Origin of the sequence: Microbulbifer sp. THAF38 (assembly GCF_009363535.1) — a bacterium.
In the GTDB taxonomy this organism is placed as follows: Bacteria; Pseudomonadota; Gammaproteobacteria; order Pseudomonadales; family Cellvibrionaceae; genus Microbulbifer.
Genome location: NZ_CP045369.1, coordinates 1266024 through 1282994 on the forward strand (window position 1 = coordinate 1266024; position 16971 = coordinate 1282994).

A 16971-nucleotide genomic window follows, 5' to 3' on the forward strand; every position below is an offset into this window, starting at 1 on the left:
ATTACATCTATATTACTTGAAAGATCATTATAGTTGAGCCGTTTCAACGTTCTTGGAGCTAGATGAGTCTTGGGAGTGTGATTTCTTCCTTATTGGAATATCTATCTGAACAAGTAACCCTTTGCAATTGTTGAGTTTGATTTTGGCATTATGTAAATTACAAACAGCCATTACAAGACTCAGCCCTAGCCCATTACCTCTCGTATGCCTGTGTGATTCCAGTCTATAAAACCTTTCAAAGACCTTTTGAAGGTCGTCCTCTGGAATTCCAGGTCCTCTATCATGCAATTCTAAATGAAGGTAGTTCCCATCTTTATGGAAAGAAGTAGTTAGGCTTATATCTAGATTTCCACTGTGGGGGGCATACTTAATTACATTGTCCAATAGGTTGGCAATAGCTTGTGACCATTGCTCTTTATCCCCATAGATAAAATGCTGTTCATTATTTAAATTAAGGGTTAATTGTATTCCCAGATCTTGGAATGTTGGTTCATAGACATCGACGAGTGTGTCAATCACATGATGTAAAGAAAAGCTCTTAAAGGCTGATCTACGTGCGCCTTGCTCAATTTGTGAAATTCTTAGTAAGGCATTAAAGCAATCAATGATCCTGTCGTTTTCGTCTATGATAGCCTCAATAGTCCCTCTCTCCAGTTTTTCCATAGAAAGTAATAATTCTAATTGGCCTCGGAGACGCGTAAGAGGAGATTTTAGATCATGGGCAATATTGTCGGAAACTTGCTTCACTCCAAACATTAGCTGCTGGATTTTGTCTAACATTGAGTTGATATGAAGAGCGAGTTGATCATAGTCGCTGCCAGTGTTGTTAACTGGTACGCGTTTGCTAAGATCTCCTATCATAATTTGACGGCATACTTGGTTGATTTCACTGATTCTTTTTACGGCATGCCGGGATACAAGATATCCACATAACAGGCTTATGAGTACGGTAATTAAAAATCCTATAAAAATAATAGTTTTAAGCAATTCCAGTAATTCGTATTCCCTAGTGAATTCCCTTCCCAGTAATAATGAACTTCCATCGGATAGAGGATAAGCTTTTATAAGGCAAACCTTTTGGTTTTTTTCTTGGTCAAATGTGAAGTCTGAGTTAGAAATAACTGTGTACGCAGACTTATATTTTAGATTTCCAGGCGTAGGTCTTTCGATATTGCTAAGGATAGAATTATGATCGCCGTCTAAAATTTGTACGCAAAGCTCTTCGGTGTCTAAAAAATATTCGGCTTCGATATAGTGCTTTGCAAGTAGAGTTTGATCACTTTGTACCTTTTTATGGTATTCAGGCCAATCGTTAAATCGCTCGTCCGTTATGTTATCTATGTAGTCGTGGAAGTCTTCAGGGAACTCGCTATTCAACAAGTGCCAAATCAGAATAGAGGGTATATATTTTAGTGGTGGGTTTATATCTTCACCGAGTGCAAATAGTCGCCCCTGAGCGGCAAGCTTTTCTTGTTGATCTAAATTTTCTTGGGAAATAAGGTTAGAAAAAAACTCTATATAGCTCTTTGTGAATTTTGACGGTGATGCTTCATTGTTGATAAAGTTTTTAGGTTTTATTTCTTGGAATTTAGGGTATATTTTAGGGTGAAAAAAGCCAAGCTCGTTGATCTCTGTGATGGACTCTTTGGCAGTTTCCTCAATTAGAGAAAGTGCAGGTTCAACTAATGATTTTTTTGTTAAAAAATAAGTTGCTACTAAAGATATAGTAGAGCTAAGGCAGACAAGGCTGAATGTAATAGTCGCTAATTTAAAGTTTGAACTCTTCAGAAGTTTAATCTTTTTTGTGAAGGACATATCCAGCCCCCCTAATCGTATGAATAAGCGGGGTTTCGAGTGGGTGGTCAATTTTTTTTCTGAGTCTGCTAATATGTACTTCAACTACGTTGGTTTTTGGATCGAAGTGAAGATCCCAGACTTGCTCCAGTAGCATAGTTTTTGTGACGACCTGCCCCTCATGTAGCATTAAGTACTCTAGAAGCTTGAACTCTCTAGTTAACAAATCGATTCTTCGGTCTTTGCGCTGGGCTTGTCTGCTTAACAGGTTTAACTCAAGGTCTGAAACAATGAGGGACTTTTGAGCGCTGGACAGAGGGCGACGCTTACCAATTACTTCTATTCTGGCTAGAAGCTCAGCGAATGAAAACGGCTTGGCTAGGTAATCATCACACCCATTACGTAATCCTTCAACGCGATGATCTACTTCCCCCAGATTGCTTAGCATCAAAACTGGGGTATATATTTTCATTTCTCGCAAAGCTTTTAGTAAATTCAACCCGTTTAATCCGGGAAGCATCCGGTCAAGTACAATGGCATCAAACGATTCAGTGCTGGCTTGAATCAACCCTGTTTTTCCATCATGGCAAAGCTCAACACTATGTCCTTCTTGGGTGAGGCTTTTCAAAAGGTAATGGCTTAACTTTATATCGTCTTCTATGATACAGATACGCATAAATCAATAAGAGTTAAATTGCCTAACTTGAGGGGGTGGACTGCTTCTCGTAAGCTTATTCAGCTAAAAAACAAAATAATGTTGTTGACAAGGGTCTGGGTTTCAATGTCTATCGCCTATGATAGACAGCTGACATTGAATATTGTTTGAGTCTATTCACAAAATTTAGATACATTGGATGCTGGGTATAATGTTAGGTCACCATAATTAGGTAAAAATTTCCACACATTATCTATTTTGTTGGACCTATTTTCTTCTTTAATGATTTTGATGTCGGTATTTTCCCATTATGAACTGCTGCCTGCAAATGAATTTTATCAGTTAGCGTCATTGAACTCTTTAGCTGATTTAAGGCTGTCAGGGGGGCTAAACTTTGAATACTCTTAGCAGTATTCAATGAAGATTTGGGTTGACTCTTGTAGTATGGGTGCTGTAGTCAATATATATTTTGGGCGAGCGTGATTTACCCGCTCACGGCAAAGGATTCCGAGAAGAATTCAGGCGTTTTGATAAATATGGTGTGATTCTTAGATCTTTTCTAGTACATGCTATAAATCGTCAAGGTGATATGGGGCGGCCGAGGTTATCACCTTATTTAAGCTACTCTTTGCATAAATTACAGTGCCCGATCCACCATTAATTGGCCACCTGTTGACTTTCATAACTGCCTGATTGAGCTATATCCATAGCCAAATGGGTATCTGGATGCTGGGTAACTTTAAAGTCAGCTGTTAGACAGTTGGAAAAATAGCAGGGAAGGTCTGTGATCTTTTTTTATAGTATGTGGCTTAGCTTTGTCCGACTCTTCATGATGCCATGAAAAGTCAATATAGATTGGGATATTTTCTCTTAAATTTATCCACGGCCTCAATATTTAGGGGGGTAGCTATACCTACTTTGCGCCCCAAATCAATAATAAAGCCATTTAAAAAGGCAAGCTCTGTAACTTTGTTTTCTCTGACATCCTGGTAGGTTGATGCATAGTGGTCCAGATTACTGGCGAATCGACTTAGGTTGTCCCACATTATTTCTTTATCTTGTGCAATCTCCATTTCTTGTGATAGAACTTCATGAGACTCATAGAGTATATTTTGCATGTGTTCAGTTATTTCTGCGTCGGCAAATAGTTCCCTGATAGTTTTTGAGTGGGTGGCAGAGAATATATTTATCACACAGTTATAAATGGCTTTTTCAATTCGATGCTGCTGGATATTTTCATTTTTTTTAATTTCTATGTGTGAGTCTTTAAATAGGCGAAGTAAGCTTTCTGTGTGTTTGTCGCTCCCAATGAGAAATCCAGAACCTTGAGTATGCTTTAATCTGTTCTCGATTAAATTGAAGCCGTCATACACCAGAAGGCTAGTTAAGTCCTGATTATAGGTGCGTTCAAGTTCGGAAATATCAAAGAGGCAGTTTTGCAGTAATATTATAATTTTTGATTTTGGACTTCTTTCCTTTAATTTATGCAGGTTTTTTTTAAGATCAAAGACCTTGCACGTTAAGAAAATAAAGTCATAGGTCAGCTGTACATTGATCTCACTTGAGGTAAGAGGAAAGTCAAATGCCTGGTTATTGATATAAAGTCGATCCCCAATCCTGTCAGCCTTTCTTCCTATAACATCTACATGATAATTTGCATGAAAAAATTTCGCGGCTAAGTATGATCCAATTGATCCTGCTCCGAGTATTAGTATCTTCCCTTTTTTCACTGGCTCCTTTGGCGTGCTCATATTGCCTATTTGGCTGGGCGATCCGCAATAATAATTCCATTATCTGGATTCACCTCCAGGGCTCTAAGTTCTCCCAGGTAAACCGCTTGAATTTTCCAGCGTCCACCAACAAAGTGCATACTGGTAATTGGTTTAAATCCCAAATTGTAGAGTTTTGAGCGAATAGTGGAGGGATCGAGTGCGATCACCGAAGGGGTGGCCTCATAGAGGTCTGGGCTATCGTAGATGGGGGCTGGCTTGTTGGGGTCCAGTCCTGGGGGAATAGGATTTGTCAAATTACTAACGAGCATGATCGTTACGATAAAACTCACACAAGGCTCCAACACTACAACCAAGCCATGTTTTTAGTGTGGACAGAGGATGATCATTACGCCAGTGATTTTAACGGAATTTCAGGAAAAACTAAAAATTAACCCGGCAACAGACTCGCCGGGTTATTGTTTTTCAGGAAAGGGTTTTGACTACTTGCACTCAGTTAGTGCCCAGTTTTATTGAGTCATCTTGAGCATAAGGTTTAATAGTCTATTGGAAAACTTTCCATAGGGTGGACGCATTAACCTCAGTAGATCGATAGGTCCCTGTTGATAAATTGGCCTCAGTTTGGAGAAGGTGAGAAATCCTTCGTAGCCGTGGTAGTGTCCCATACCACTCTCCCCAACGCCGCCAAATGGAATATCGTGCTGGCCAACATGTAACACGCAGTTATTTATCGACACACCGCCAGACATAATCTGCTCAATATAGCGATTTTGCAGATCCTTATCGTTGGTATAGGGATAAATTGCCAGCGGTCGTGGCTGGGCATTGATATAGTCTATAACCTCTTCGGGCCTGGAATAGGTCATAATCGGTAGGAGAGGCCCAAAAATTTCCCGCTGCATCACCAGCATATCTTGGTTTACATTGACTAACAGGTGAGGGGGGAATTTTCGTAGGCTATCGTTCCGCTTGAGCTCCCCCTCGCTTAGATCGTAAACCTTGGCTCCTTTGTCGACGGCATCATCCAGAGTTTTCCACAGGCGCTGGTAGGCGGCACTGTCGATAATGGAGGTATAGTCAGGGCTCTGCCAGTTTGGGAAGTGTTTTTTAATCAGCCGGCCTGCATGTTCGATAAAATTGTCCAGCTGGTTCTCTGGTACGAAGAGGTAATCCACATTGACACATATCTGGCCCGCATTGACCATTTTCCAGTGGATAAGACGCTCCGCCGCTTTTTCTATGGGAAAATCTGGAGCGATGATAGCCGGTGACTTTCCACCCAACTCCAATGTGACTGGAGTGAGATTTTCTGCACAGGAGCGCATCACGGCTCGACCTGTGGTGCTGGAGCCGGTGAAAATCAGGTGGTCAAATTTCAGGCTAGAGAACAGTGGGCCTATTTCGCCGTAGTCAGGAATAAAAGAAAGCTTTTCTTCAGGAAAATACTTGGGGCTGATCTCTTTTAATAACTCGGCCAGCCGGCTGGAGTTGGTCGACATTTTGACCATCGCGTGATTGCCGGCGGCAAAGATATTGGTCAGCGGGGAAATACTCAGGTTAATTGGGAAGTTCCACGGCACTATTACTCCGACTACCCCCAGGGGTTGGGGGACCACCGTATTTTTAGACAGGGGATAGGCCTTGAAGTCGATATGGCGCCGGCGGGGTTTCATCCACTTTTTGACGTTCTTGATCGCATCCTTAATACCGGCAAGGGCAGGGTATATCTCCAGTAGCAGAGTTTCCTCCCGTGAGCGACTGCCGTAGTCGCAGCATATGGCTTCTACAATGGCCTCCTGCTGTTCACGTAGCATTCTCCCCAGGGTTTTGAGGTCTTGTACTCGCTGCTGGTAGCTGGGAACGGGGTTGGCGTGATGGGCTCGGCGCTGGCTGTCTAGCTGATTCTGGAGAAGCGCCTTGTCTGCATCCTGCCGGGTGAGGGTCTGGATGGTCATATTATTATCCTTGGGCGTTTGTCTTACCCCAGACTAACTCATTCATCTCAGCGGTGATTGACCAATTACGTCAGTAGATAGACATAATCACTGCGGTTACGTGAGTTGCAACCACACTTGTTAAAACTGTGAAGTATTCTGGCCCACCCCGGCGTGTCCCTACTCCGGGGCAAAAAGGCTAGAGGGAGTAGCCCTGGGTTACACACATTAGCTGTTATCGGGTTTTTCGGATTGAACCTCTGCCGAATTGGGATCCACAATCAGGTCGTATTTTTGATCGCCCTTGTAAGCCTCCACTTTCCATTGTCCTCTTTCCAGGTCTACCTCAACAATTGGGGTATAACCCTGTTGCTCTAACTTTGTGAGCACCATAGAGAGTGCCATTGCCCCGGGTGGGGGTTTTTCGTCGGCGATGGCGGTTTGTAGCGTGGTTGCGGCGATTAGTGCCAGCAACATTCTGCTGAAGAACTTCATTTTTCACTACCTCGCTTTCGGGCCCGGTTGAAAAATTGACCGGGTAATAGAAGGTTTACATCTCGCTTTTGCTTAGCAAGATGCTTGGCCTATTGCTTGCCTTACAGGCCTTGGTCACCGGGGTGACTAAGGCGTTTCTGAATTGCCAGGCACCACTCCGGGCTGCCGGGCTTCACATTGGCCAGGTTACCGCCCGTCAGCTTGGTGATTGCATCAAACCACTCCGCGCTGCCAACGGGGGGAAGGCCTGATGGGTACATCTCTTTCAGGTCTCCATCTTGTTGGGCCATTACTTGTCGCTGTACCCAGGTAAACCAACCCGGTGTACAAATGGTTTCACTGCCTGAAGCGGTACCCTGTAGCTGGCCGGAGGGGACCTCTGCCGTGCTGTTTGCGTTTTGCTGTATCGGCTGCTTCATTGCCTCGCTGGCTGTTTGGCCAGCGGTTACTTCACTATCCGATGACTGGGCCTTATGTGGCTCACCCTTGCGGTCGCAGCCGGTTAGGGCAACAACCAGAGCGAGTGGCAGAATAAGGTAATGCATAGAGCCTCTGCAGGTGACTAGCTTGAATCTAAGCATAGGAGGAATTTTGCGACTTTGCTGAGTACAGAGGTTTCAGGTTGACATTATCTTCCACTCAAATGAGAATGCTTCTCAAATCAACCCGGGGGTGATAAGAATCTCATGTTTACCAGGTCTCTATTTCAAAAAGCGATTGCAACTGTTGGTTTGCTTGGTGCCATTGGGGCCAATGCCGCGGAGCAAGTGAATATTTACTCCTACCGCCAGCCCTTCCTAATTGAGCCGATACTGGAGGAATTCACTGAGAAAACCGGTATTGAGACAAAGGTGGTGTATGCCAGCAAGGGGCTCAACGAGCGCCTGCAGCGCGAGGGGCGTAACAGTCCGGCAGATTTGGTACTCACTTCCAACACCAGCAGCCTGATGGACCTGCTGAACAAGCAGTTGACCCAGCCGGTGAAGAGCGAGGTGTTGGAGCAAAATATCCCGGCACAATTCCGCGATGAGGCCGGCAACTGGTTCGGCCTGACAACCCGAGCGCGTTTAATCTACGCCTCCAAAGACCGCGTTAAGCCCGGTGAAATCACTCGCTACGAAGAACTGGTTGATCCCAAGTGGAAGGGCCGAATCTGTACCCGCAGCGGCAAGCACCCTTACACCCTATCTTTGATCGCTTCCATGATCGCCCACCACGGTGAAGCAGAAACCAAAGAGTGGCTGCAGGGTGTGAAAGCGAATCTGGCGCGTAAGCCACAGGGCAATGACCGCGCCCAGGTAAAAGCCATTAGCGAAGGTGTCTGTGATCTTTCCCTGGGTAACAGCTACTACTTCGGTAAAATGATCACCAATAAGGAGCAGCCGGAGCAGGTGGATTGGGCCAAATCAGTCAATCTGATCTTCCCTAACCAGAAGGATCGCGGTACCCATATGTTTATTTCCGGCGCGGCGCTGACCAAGCATGCTCCCAACCGTGAAAATGCTGTTAAGCTGCTGGAATTCCTTAGTGGCGCCGATGCTCAATACTCTTACGCTGAGAAAAATTTTGAGTTCCCGGTGCGCCCCGGCACGGCCCGCTCTGAGTTGATTAAGGAGTATATGGGTGAATTTAAGGAAGACGATCTGAGTCTCACGGAAATCGGTTCCTACGTTCCGGCGGCTTCCCGTATGGTTGATGAAGTACGCTTTGACTTTTAGAATGGTTAACTGAGTGAGAATTGCTGCCCGGCATACTGGCAGCACTATCTCAGCCTTATTCGAACGGCCCTGTCGAGAGACCAGGGCCGTTCTTTTATAATGAGCTTTTGATTTCTTAATTCATGCTAAACCGAGCGAATTTATCAGCTTCCCGCTGGCTGCTTCTGGTAGCTACTATTTCCCTTCTAGTAGCTTTGCCAGTGCTATCTATCTTTTGGTTGGCATTTTTTCCTGAAGAGAATATCTGGCCGCATTTGTTAGACACGGTGCTGTTCCACTATGTGTCCTCCACATTGCTTCTGGCTGGTGGTGTCGGTTTAGTAACGCTGATAGCAGGTGTGGGCAGTGCCTGGCTAGTGAGCATGTGCCAGTTCCCGGGGCGCCGTTTGTTTGAGTGGGCATTGCTACTGCCGTTTGCCGTTCCCGCCTATGTGATTGCTTACGTCTACACAGATTTGCTGGAGTATGCGGGCCCCGTGCAAAAGTCCTTGCGGGCCTGGTTTGGTTGGCAGACGGCCAGGGATTATTGGTTCCCGGAGATCCGCAGTATGGGTGGGGCTATTGCCATGCTGTCACTGGTGCTCTTTCCCTATGTGTATATGCTCGCGCGCGCGGCGTTTATTGAACAGTGCGGCAGTATACGGGCCGCGAGTCGGTCATTGGGCTGCACGCCCTGGCAGAGCTTCTTGCGTGTATCCCTACCAATGGCACGCCCGGCGGTCGCGGTGGGCTTGTCACTGGTATTGATGGAAACCCTGAACGATTTCGGCACTGTCGACTTTTTTGCAGTGCGCACCTTGAGTGTCGGGATTTACGATACCTGGCTGAGCCACGGTAATTTAGGAGGGGCGGCACAAATTGCCTGTAGTACCCTGATTTTTGTTGTTCTGCTAATTACGTTGGAGCGAATGGGGCGGGCGAGACAGAAGCACTTTGTACAATCGCCAAATTCCCAGCGTGAACGCTATGTGTTGCGTGGCTGGCGATCCGCTGTAGCTTTTTTGTTTTGCGGGTTACTGTTGGTGTCTGGTTTTATTATCCCCCTGCTGGTTCTGTGTAGATACGCACTGAGTAACTTTTCCAGCTATTGGAGTGAAGATTTTATACAGATCGCCAGCAATAGCTTGTTGCTGTCTATCGCAGCGGCACTGGTCTCTGTATTACTGGGCTTGCTGCTGGCTTACGGTAAGCGGCTGCAACCCAAGAGGTCCGTGAAGCTTCTAGTCGGCTTTTCCAAGTTGGGTTATGCAATGCCTGGGGCGGTATTGGCGATTGGAGTCCTGATTCCACTGGCCGCTTTTGATAATGCCGTCGATGCTTTTTTACGTGAACACTTCGATATCTCTATAGGACTACTGTTAAGCGGCAGTATTTTTGCCATTATTTTTGCCTACACGGTGCGCTTCCTGGCGGTATCCACGGGGGCCATAGAATCCAGTCTGGAGAAAGTAACCCCATCAATGGATAGGGCTGCTCGCTCTCTAGGACGTAATAGCTGGCAAACCCTATGGGCTGTGCACCTACCCTTAGTGCGTACCGGCCTGCTCACAGGTGGCTTGGTGGTTTTTGTAGACTGTATGAAAGAACTGCCGGCTACTTTGTTACTGCGCCCCTTCGGCTTTGATACCTTAGCGACTTATGTTTACCAGTTTGCTTCTGATGAGATGTTGGAACGCTCGGCCCTGGGGGCTTTATTGATTGTCCTGGTGGGATTGATTCCGGTGATATTACTGAGCCGTTCCATTGGGTGGCGCAGAGGTGAGGAGCGCACAGCCCTGGCGAGCTCTGAAGCGCCCGCCCTGTCTTGATAGCTGCTATCGGGCCTGGTCAAACACCAGCGCAGAGCAGAGACGTAGGGGAAGTTTATCACCGGGAGCGGCTTGAAGATTTGCATTCAAAGCGGCCTCGACAGTTTCCCCTGCGGCTAACTGAAAGCGATAGCTCACTTGATTGCCGAGAAAATTCTTTTCCACAACCTGAGCCATAACCGCACCGGGATGTTCGCCTGCGGCAATATCCTCACTGCGCACAAATAGTTTGAGCCTATCGCCATTTTCGTATGCAGCTGTCGGCATATTAACTTCCCCTAATGGGGTGCTGATCAGGTCATTGCCCAGGACAGTGCCGGAGATAATGTTCCCTTCACTAACGATTCTCGCAACCGCCAAATTTTTTGGCTTCTGATAAGTATCCTGTGGGCTGTCCCACTGCTGTAATTGACCTTGGCTGAGTACTCCCAGCTTATCTCCGGCAATAAAGGCCTCGTGGCGGTCGTGGGTAACAATAATCGCAGGGATCTTCTCTTCGCGCAGTATATGGCGGACTTCGGCGGCGAGACTGCGGCGCAGCTCGGTATCCAGGTTAGAGAAGGGTTCATCCAGCAGCAACAACTTGGGGCGCGGTGCCAGTGCCCGAGCCAGAGCGACACGCTGCTGCTGACCACCAGATAGCTGGTGCGGGTACTGCTGCCCGAAGCCTTCCAGCCGTACTAGCTGTAGCAACGACCGGGTGCGGGACTGCCGCTCGCTTTTCGGCATTGACTGGATACCGAAGGCAATATTCTGCTCAACGGTGAGGTGTGGGAAGAGGGCATAATCCTGAAATACCACCCCAATTTTCCGCTGCTCCGCAGGAACCTTAACCTTGGGAGAAGAGATTACTTCTCCAGACAGCTGGATATTCCCTGCAGTGACTGGCTGAAATCCAGCGATGGCGTGCAGCAACGTTGTTTTGCCGCAGCCGCTGGGGCCCAACAAGCAGGCAATTTCCCCGGCCTGTAAAGCAAAGGAAACTGATTCTATAACCACCTGCTCGCCGTAGCGGCACTGCAGGTTTTCTATGGAGAGTATGGGGTGCACGGGCTTTCCGGTAGTTTGGCTTTTAAACACTTCGGGCAGCGTTCGGGTGTAGTTGCTAATCATAGTTATCACTAAGCTAACCGGCAACTAGTCCCGTGTGAAGCATACTATTTAGCAGCCCTGCGAAGGCTTCTTTTAGTTGGAGCAAAGCTGGGTGTTTTTTAAGCAGGGTGAGTGTTTAAACACTCACCCTAAACCTCATATGCCAATGTATCCTTTCTCATAGAGAATAAGTTCTTGCCTATCCCAGAATCACAGTGGTCAGCGGAATAGTATTGATATCTGATTGTAAAAAAAGCTGGTCCAAATCAGATTGTACCATCAGCCTCGGCATAGAGATCTTGAACTGCCTAATGCTTGTTGGTACAGGTTAGTTTTATCGCTTTACTGCCAACCATGTTGATCATTTTTAGAGCTTCCTCCGAACAACCGCTTAAAAAGCTCGGAAAAAATACCTGCAAGGATATCCTCTTTGTTGATAGAGTCTTTTTCTCTTAGCTTCTCTGCCTTCCTGTCCAGCTGTTTGGCCATGGAATAATTATTGCTTACTCTGGCGTCTTCAGCCTGTGCTTCTAGTTCATTGGCTTTCACATTTCTCTCATATATGTTAGCGGTAGAAACACAACCAGAAATAAATATAACTGACAGAGTGAAAAACAATCTTTTCATACTCGGCGAAACAAATTTGAGATCCATAATATTTTAATGGGCGGCGTTGGCTTGTATAGTGTTGTCAGCACTATACCATATTCGGATGCAGTAACACGTTAGGTGTTGTTGAAAGTAAGCATCAGCTCAAAAGCATCGCTTCCTTAGCGCCTTAGAAAGCTCCTTGCAGGTCTTTCCCTTTATGCTGTGGCCAACTTGGCTCTATCAGTTCTATCATAAAGTTTGTTTTTTCATCTTTGCTTTATAGTCATTTTTTAATAGAAAATAAATCCATAAGGTCGATATTGCAGCAAAGAAACACCAGGTTGATACCCATGTTTCACGCTGAGTAAAGTAGACGATAACACCGAGCAGCATGACAAGTGCCCAAAATTTTCTAAAAATCTGATTGCTGGATAATAAAAATAAAAAGCCAAGTAAAGAATAAAGAATATGACCTGCTGTAATGGCGAATAAGCTGTAATCGGAAGTGATATAGCATAGGCTGTGCCCGCATACACTCGTTTTCATCAAATGTCTTGATCCTGTTTCTAATAGGACTGGTATCCAAAGGTATAAGCCAAAAACAAAGCCTATGATTATCAATGTAATAAAGAAAACTCTTTTCCATTTTTTTGTTTCAAGGCTAAAGGCGACGATTGGTATCCAGACAAGCCAAAAAAGCAGAGCAAAGAATAAAAAGAAAATGGAAGATGCTGTTGTTAGTGATGTTAAGTTTTCGTTATGTCCAATCCATACCAAGCCTTCGCTCGCTTGTTGTAATGCGAAAAGGATAGGGGTAATTGCGAGCAATAAATAGGTTTTATCATTTTTTATAACGTGTCTTGTACACAAAGCACCGCCAACAAGAAGGACAGCTGCTGATCCGAATGATGCTGTGGCTGAAAAACACATAATGGTTTTCTCTGTACCTAAAATATAGTCATTTGAGCCAGAGCCTTAAGCTTGATGTACAATATAACAATAGCCTTAACCTAAAAGATTGGTTGAAATTATCTACTTTGTACTAAGATTTTGAATCTATCAAGAGGGTCTATGCCAATTTCAACTCCTAATTCCACCTGTAGATGAAATAGAAAATACCATCAAAGAGCATTGAGCCTCCCTATTAAATTCGATGTTTATGCAGGTAAAGTCCATGTCGACTGAGGGCAACAAGCCAGTTTGACGCCGCTGAGTCAGTTGCAGTATTTTATTCACCTATCAACATTGGCCACTGTTTTGACCCTTGCGTCGGGGGATACTCATTACATGCTAAAGTAATAATGCTCCCACAAACATTAAATGTATTTGGGGTATTATTCTTATCGGTACTATATGGTCATTTTGGCTTGCTGCTGTGAACCTGTCAGCTCGGGCGCTGACTCATAATTAGGCCCAGCCGGCTATTTACCGATTCTGGATACCCAATATATGGCCTATGTAGACCTCAACCTGATCCGTGTCAATATCATCAAGATGCCTGAAGAATCTGATTACACGTTAATTCAGCAGCGTGTTCGTGCGGCAGACTCAGGTGAGAAGCCCAAAAATCTACCTCCGTTTGTTGACGCTGAGCGTTTGAATAAGCCAAAGGGCAATCCTGTCAGTTGGATCACTATTTGGCACTAGTAGATTGGAGTGGCCGGCATTTAGCCAGCCAAAAAGCGCGGTTTCATTTCTCAACGAATGTCCCCTAGCCTTGAAAGGCAGTTCGGCAAACCTCTATCCAACTCAATAGTCGCTGGATACATGGCATAGGCGACTGCCAGCGTTTTCTTTCGGTAACACCTCACCACTTTCCTCCCGGGCTTTCGATGCTATTTCTTCTGATTTGGCCAAAATCATCCAATTTTCAAACCTAAAGCATGATTTTTAAGCATTTCACTTTGTCCGAACCAGACCAGAAGAAATGGCTGTTAAGGTGGAAAGCCTGTACTATTTCCGGTTTCACCCTTCAATCTGTGGGTGTCCTAGTATGCACCTTCGGTCAGTAGCGATTATTCATTTTTTTTCAACCTTCTGGTTGGTGATTCGTTGGTTGCGGCTGACAGTAATTGGTGTTTTCGGATTTCAATAGGATTATTTGTCTGCCTTGGGTTCGGAAAAATAATCGCATAGCCGCAAGTTCTGGCTATAGTGTTCAGTTTTGGGGAGTACTAATCGTATGTCCAGTCATTGACAAATAATAGTAATATTCCCGGTCTCGAATGATTTGTAAAGAGCATATTATGTCCAGAAAAATATTATCCTTAAAGGTAAAAAGAAATACGGAGCCTAAGAAGGCTGATAAAAAGCAAGAGGATACTTCTGATCCAAAGAAACGGTTCTTAAATGGAGTAGCTATTAATCCCTCTGAGCCTATTCGCCTTGAGTCAGGTTCTCAGCAACTTACGGTGAGGGCGATGGATTTGATTACGCCAATTGGTAAGGGGCAACGAGGCTTGATTGTGGCTCCACCGGGCTGTGGCAAAACCACTATCCTGAAACATATCTGCCAAGCAGTGGGGGAGGCTTACCCCGAAATAAAGCTGTACGCTTTGCTTATTGATGAAAGGCCGGAGGAGGTTACTGACTTTAAGCGAAGTGTACCGGCGGAAGTTTATGCGTCCTCTTCTGATCAAAGCTATGAAGAGCATGTGAGGATAGCTAATGAACTCCATGCTAGGGCCTGTAAGGAAGCCGGTGAAGGCCAGGATGTAATGATCGTGGTTGACTCGTTGACAAGGCTTTCACGGGTACATAATGCCCAGCAGAGTGGTAGGGGACGTACAATGTCTGGTGGGATAGGTGCCAGGGCTATGGAGATCCCCAGAAAGCTGTTTGGCGCTGCGAGGAAGATTGAAGGTGGTGGTTCACTTACAATTCTGGCAACGATACTCGTGGATACCGGAAGCCGAATGGACCAAGTGATATTTGAGGAGTTTAAGGGTACGGGAAATATGGAGGTAGTATTGTCAAAGGAAGTTGCAAGACAGCGAATTTTCCCTGCCCTGGATATTGCTAAAAGCAGTACTCGCCGAGAGGAAATCCTGTTTAACTCGAAAGATATTGCAACGATAAGAGCTTTACGAAGAACGCTTACTAGCCTAAAGCCTGTAGATGGGACTAAAAAACTAATTGAACTCCTTGAAAAATACCCGACTAATTCGGAGTTACTTGACCATTAATTTTTAGTTAAGTTTAAGGGTAGTATTTAGCCGCTTAGCATTTTAGGAGTTAGTTACTTAACGCCCGAGTCCTTATTAGGACAGCTGTTATTCAGTTGAGGGCTATCCACTTCAATTCTATGGTGTGATTTTACAGGATATTGCTCAAAGAGGGGCTTAGTGGAAAAGTGGCCTTAATATGCCGAAAGCGGTGCCCTTTCAGCTGGATCACTATTTGGCGTTAGTAGACTGGGGTGGCCGGCATTTAGCCCCCATAATCCCGGTGCCATTTTTCAAAAGACACCCCCTATCCTTGAGCGGCTGGCCATCTCAGCAAAACACTGGCTCTATCTCAGTTGGAACTTTGAAAGCTGCTTTAAAGGTTTGTTCTGAACTAATACAGATCAGTGGAAACGGTAAAGAAAGCTTGCACCCAACTCGATAAACTCTGGGTACAAGGAATAGGGATTGCCGGTGTTTCCTCTCAGCCACACACTGCTAATCTACTCCTACCCCAAATACTCTATAAGACAATTACCAGTCTTTTATCCAAAATAGCATTTCCTAAAATCTGCATATCAATTCCCAGAACTTAATCTCTCTTACCTATAAATCAAAGGATAAGAGCCCCCAGAAAGAGAGCTTGCTCTACAGTTCACGGCATCCTTCAGTCTTTGGATGTCTTAATGTGTGTGTACACTAATTTGTGCAATAGGATAATAAACAACACCCGCAGCAACCAATAAGATTACTAAACCGGGTGCTTTCATCCAAATTTATGCATCTTCTGAAGATTCACGTATACGCTCTTTTCGTTCCAGTTCCTCTTGCATCACCGCTTTGATTTCTTCCAGCACGGCGTCGACATCAGCGCTGTCATCGTCATCATCAAACTTGCCGCTGAGCGTTGTGTTAGTCGTTAAATTACCCTCTTCAAACAGTGCCCACATTTCCTTAGCGTATTGAGTCTGTAATAAAGAGGGGGCAAATCTGCCATAATAACGACGCATATTGTCGACGTCGCGAGTGAACATTTCTTGTGCACTGTTATTGGCAGCGGCATTAACAGCTTGGGGTAAATCGATAATCACAGGGCCGGAATCATCCACTAGGACGTTAAATTCGGATAAATCACCATGTACAATTCCCTCGTAAAGCATGAGCATGATGTAATGAATCATTAATGCATGATCTTGAACTGCTTGCTCTTCTGACATTGTCACATCGCCAAGCCGTGGTGCGACATTGCCTGCTTCGTCAGTGATTAACTCCATCAATAATACACCGTCAACACAACCAAAAGTCTTGGGAACTCGTACATGAGCGCGTGCTAAACGGGATAAAGCATCAACTTCGGCATTTTGCCAAATCTCTTCCTGCTGTTGGCGGCCATAATTCGACCGTTTTTGCATGGCACGCGCTTGACGACCACTGCGAACTTTACGCCCTTCTTGGTATTGTGCGGCCTTTTTAAAACTACGCTTAGTTGCGTCTTTATAGACTTTGGCGCAACGAATTTCGTCGCGACAACGGACAATAAATATATCGGCTTCTTTGCCGCTCATTAGGCGGCTGATAACTTCATCGATTAAGCCATCATCGATGAGAGGCTGTAGACGTTTGGGAGTTTTCACTAGATACCAGCTTCGAGTGTTCGGCAATTAATCATATATGCTATTGACATATTTCCATGTGTATTTGAGGCAAGAAATCTAATCCTGCTTATGGATAAAGAGCGATTATGGGGCTCTATAAAGCCCGCGTAAAGGATGGAGGCAATGAGAATCGTACTTGACATGTTATGAACAATGCGGTGAAAGCCCCCAGTAGGAAGATCACCGTTTAATGACCTCTAACTACTAGCGAATGGAAATTGCAATACTATAAGGTTTTGTGGGGAGGAAGCCGCGAGCAAAACTATGAGTTGGCGAACAAAAACATCCTATATGGCTTAGTCAGGAGGCCAAGGGTGCCGAAGTCACGTGATCTA

15 protein-coding genes are annotated in these 16971 nt (G+C 45.2%); 4 read left to right on the forward strand and 11 right to left on the reverse strand.

The window, feature by feature from the left end; translation table 11 throughout:
- Positions 1–27: 27 nt before the first annotated feature.
- The 7 genes from FIU95_RS05340 to FIU95_RS05370 form a co-directional block, all read right to left on the reverse strand.
- On the reverse strand, positions 28–1815 hold the full coding sequence (locus FIU95_RS05340) for a HAMP domain-containing sensor histidine kinase (RefSeq protein ID WP_152452210.1): 1788 nt from the start codon (positions 1813–1815) through the stop codon (positions 28–30).
- Positions 1793–2470 (reverse strand): response regulator transcription factor, encoded by a 678-nt coding sequence (locus tag FIU95_RS05345; protein WP_152452212.1) that lies wholly within the window; start codon positions 2468–2470, stop codon positions 1793–1795. Before FIU95_RS05345 ends, FIU95_RS05340 begins: the two co-directional genes overlap by 23 nt.
- Before the next feature lie 824 nt (positions 2471–3294).
- On the reverse strand, positions 3295–4200 hold the full coding sequence (locus tag FIU95_RS05350; RefSeq protein WP_152452214.1) for a ketopantoate reductase family protein: 906 nt from the start codon (positions 4198–4200) through the stop codon (positions 3295–3297).
- A gap of 5 nt (positions 4201–4205) precedes the next feature.
- On the reverse strand, positions 4206–4511 hold the full coding sequence (locus FIU95_RS05355) for a hypothetical protein (protein WP_152452216.1): 306 nt from the start codon (positions 4509–4511) through the stop codon (positions 4206–4208).
- Positions 4512–4688: 177 nt separating this feature from the next.
- On the reverse strand, positions 4689–6134 hold the full coding sequence (locus tag FIU95_RS05360; RefSeq protein ID WP_152452218.1) for a coniferyl aldehyde dehydrogenase: 1446 nt from the start codon (positions 6132–6134) through the stop codon (positions 4689–4691).
- 207 nt (positions 6135–6341) lie between these two features.
- Complete coding sequence (locus FIU95_RS05365) at positions 6342–6608, reverse strand: PepSY domain-containing protein (RefSeq protein WP_152452220.1); 267 nt, start codon at positions 6606–6608, stop codon at positions 6342–6344.
- A 101-nt stretch (positions 6609–6709) separates the two neighbouring features.
- On the reverse strand, positions 6710–7153 hold the full coding sequence (locus tag FIU95_RS05370; protein WP_152452222.1) for a hypothetical protein: 444 nt from the start codon (positions 7151–7153) through the stop codon (positions 6710–6712).
- Positions 7154–7294: 141 nt separating this feature from the next.
- On the opposite strand from FIU95_RS05370, the gene FIU95_RS05375 reads away from it, so the two are divergent.
- Together FIU95_RS05375 and FIU95_RS05380 are read left to right on the forward strand one after the other, a co-directional pair.
- Positions 7295–8326 carry a Fe(3+) ABC transporter substrate-binding protein gene (locus tag FIU95_RS05375; RefSeq protein WP_152452224.1) on the forward strand — a complete coding sequence of 344 codons (1032 nt, stop codon included), beginning with the start codon at positions 7295–7297 and terminating at the stop codon, positions 8324–8326.
- 200 nt (positions 8327–8526) lie between these two features.
- Entirely contained in the window at positions 8527–10134 is a 1608-nt protein-coding gene (locus tag FIU95_RS05380; protein WP_253868875.1) for an iron ABC transporter permease, read from the forward strand.
- A 6-nt stretch (positions 10135–10140) separates the two neighbouring features.
- On the opposite strand, the gene FIU95_RS05385 is transcribed toward FIU95_RS05380, so the two are convergent.
- The 3 genes from FIU95_RS05385 to FIU95_RS05395 all read right to left on the reverse strand — a co-directional run bounded on the left by FIU95_RS05385 (position 10141) and on the right by FIU95_RS05395 (position 12747).
- Positions 10141–11247, reverse strand: coding sequence for an ABC transporter ATP-binding protein (locus FIU95_RS05385; protein WP_152452228.1), 1107 nt, complete (start codon positions 11245–11247; stop codon positions 10141–10143).
- Positions 11248–11568: 321 nt separating this feature from the next.
- On the reverse strand, positions 11569–11775 hold the full coding sequence (locus FIU95_RS05390) for a hypothetical protein (protein WP_152452230.1): 207 nt from the start codon (positions 11773–11775) through the stop codon (positions 11569–11571).
- 291 nt (positions 11776–12066) lie between these two features.
- On the reverse strand, positions 12067–12747 hold the full coding sequence (locus tag FIU95_RS05395; protein WP_152452232.1) for a DUF6629 family protein: 681 nt from the start codon (positions 12745–12747) through the stop codon (positions 12067–12069).
- A 519-nt stretch (positions 12748–13266) separates the two neighbouring features.
- On the opposite strand from FIU95_RS05395, the gene FIU95_RS05400 reads away from it, so the two are divergent.
- Together FIU95_RS05400 and rho are read left to right on the forward strand one after the other, a co-directional pair.
- Positions 13267–13464: a hypothetical protein gene (locus tag FIU95_RS05400; RefSeq protein WP_152452234.1), complete on the forward strand. Its 198-nt coding sequence runs from the start codon at positions 13267–13269 to the stop codon at positions 13462–13464.
- A gap of 599 nt (positions 13465–14063) precedes the next feature.
- Positions 14064–15002, forward strand: a complete 939-nt coding sequence (rho, locus tag FIU95_RS05405) for a transcription termination factor Rho (RefSeq protein WP_152452236.1) — start codon at positions 14064–14066, stop codon at positions 15000–15002.
- A gap of 755 nt (positions 15003–15757) precedes the next feature.
- Here rho and FIU95_RS05410 read toward each other — a convergent pair.
- Entirely contained in the window at positions 15758–16615 is an 858-nt protein-coding gene (locus FIU95_RS05410; protein WP_152452238.1) for a PA4780 family RIO1-like protein kinase, read from the reverse strand.
- Between the last annotated feature and the right edge of the window lie 356 nt (positions 16616–16971).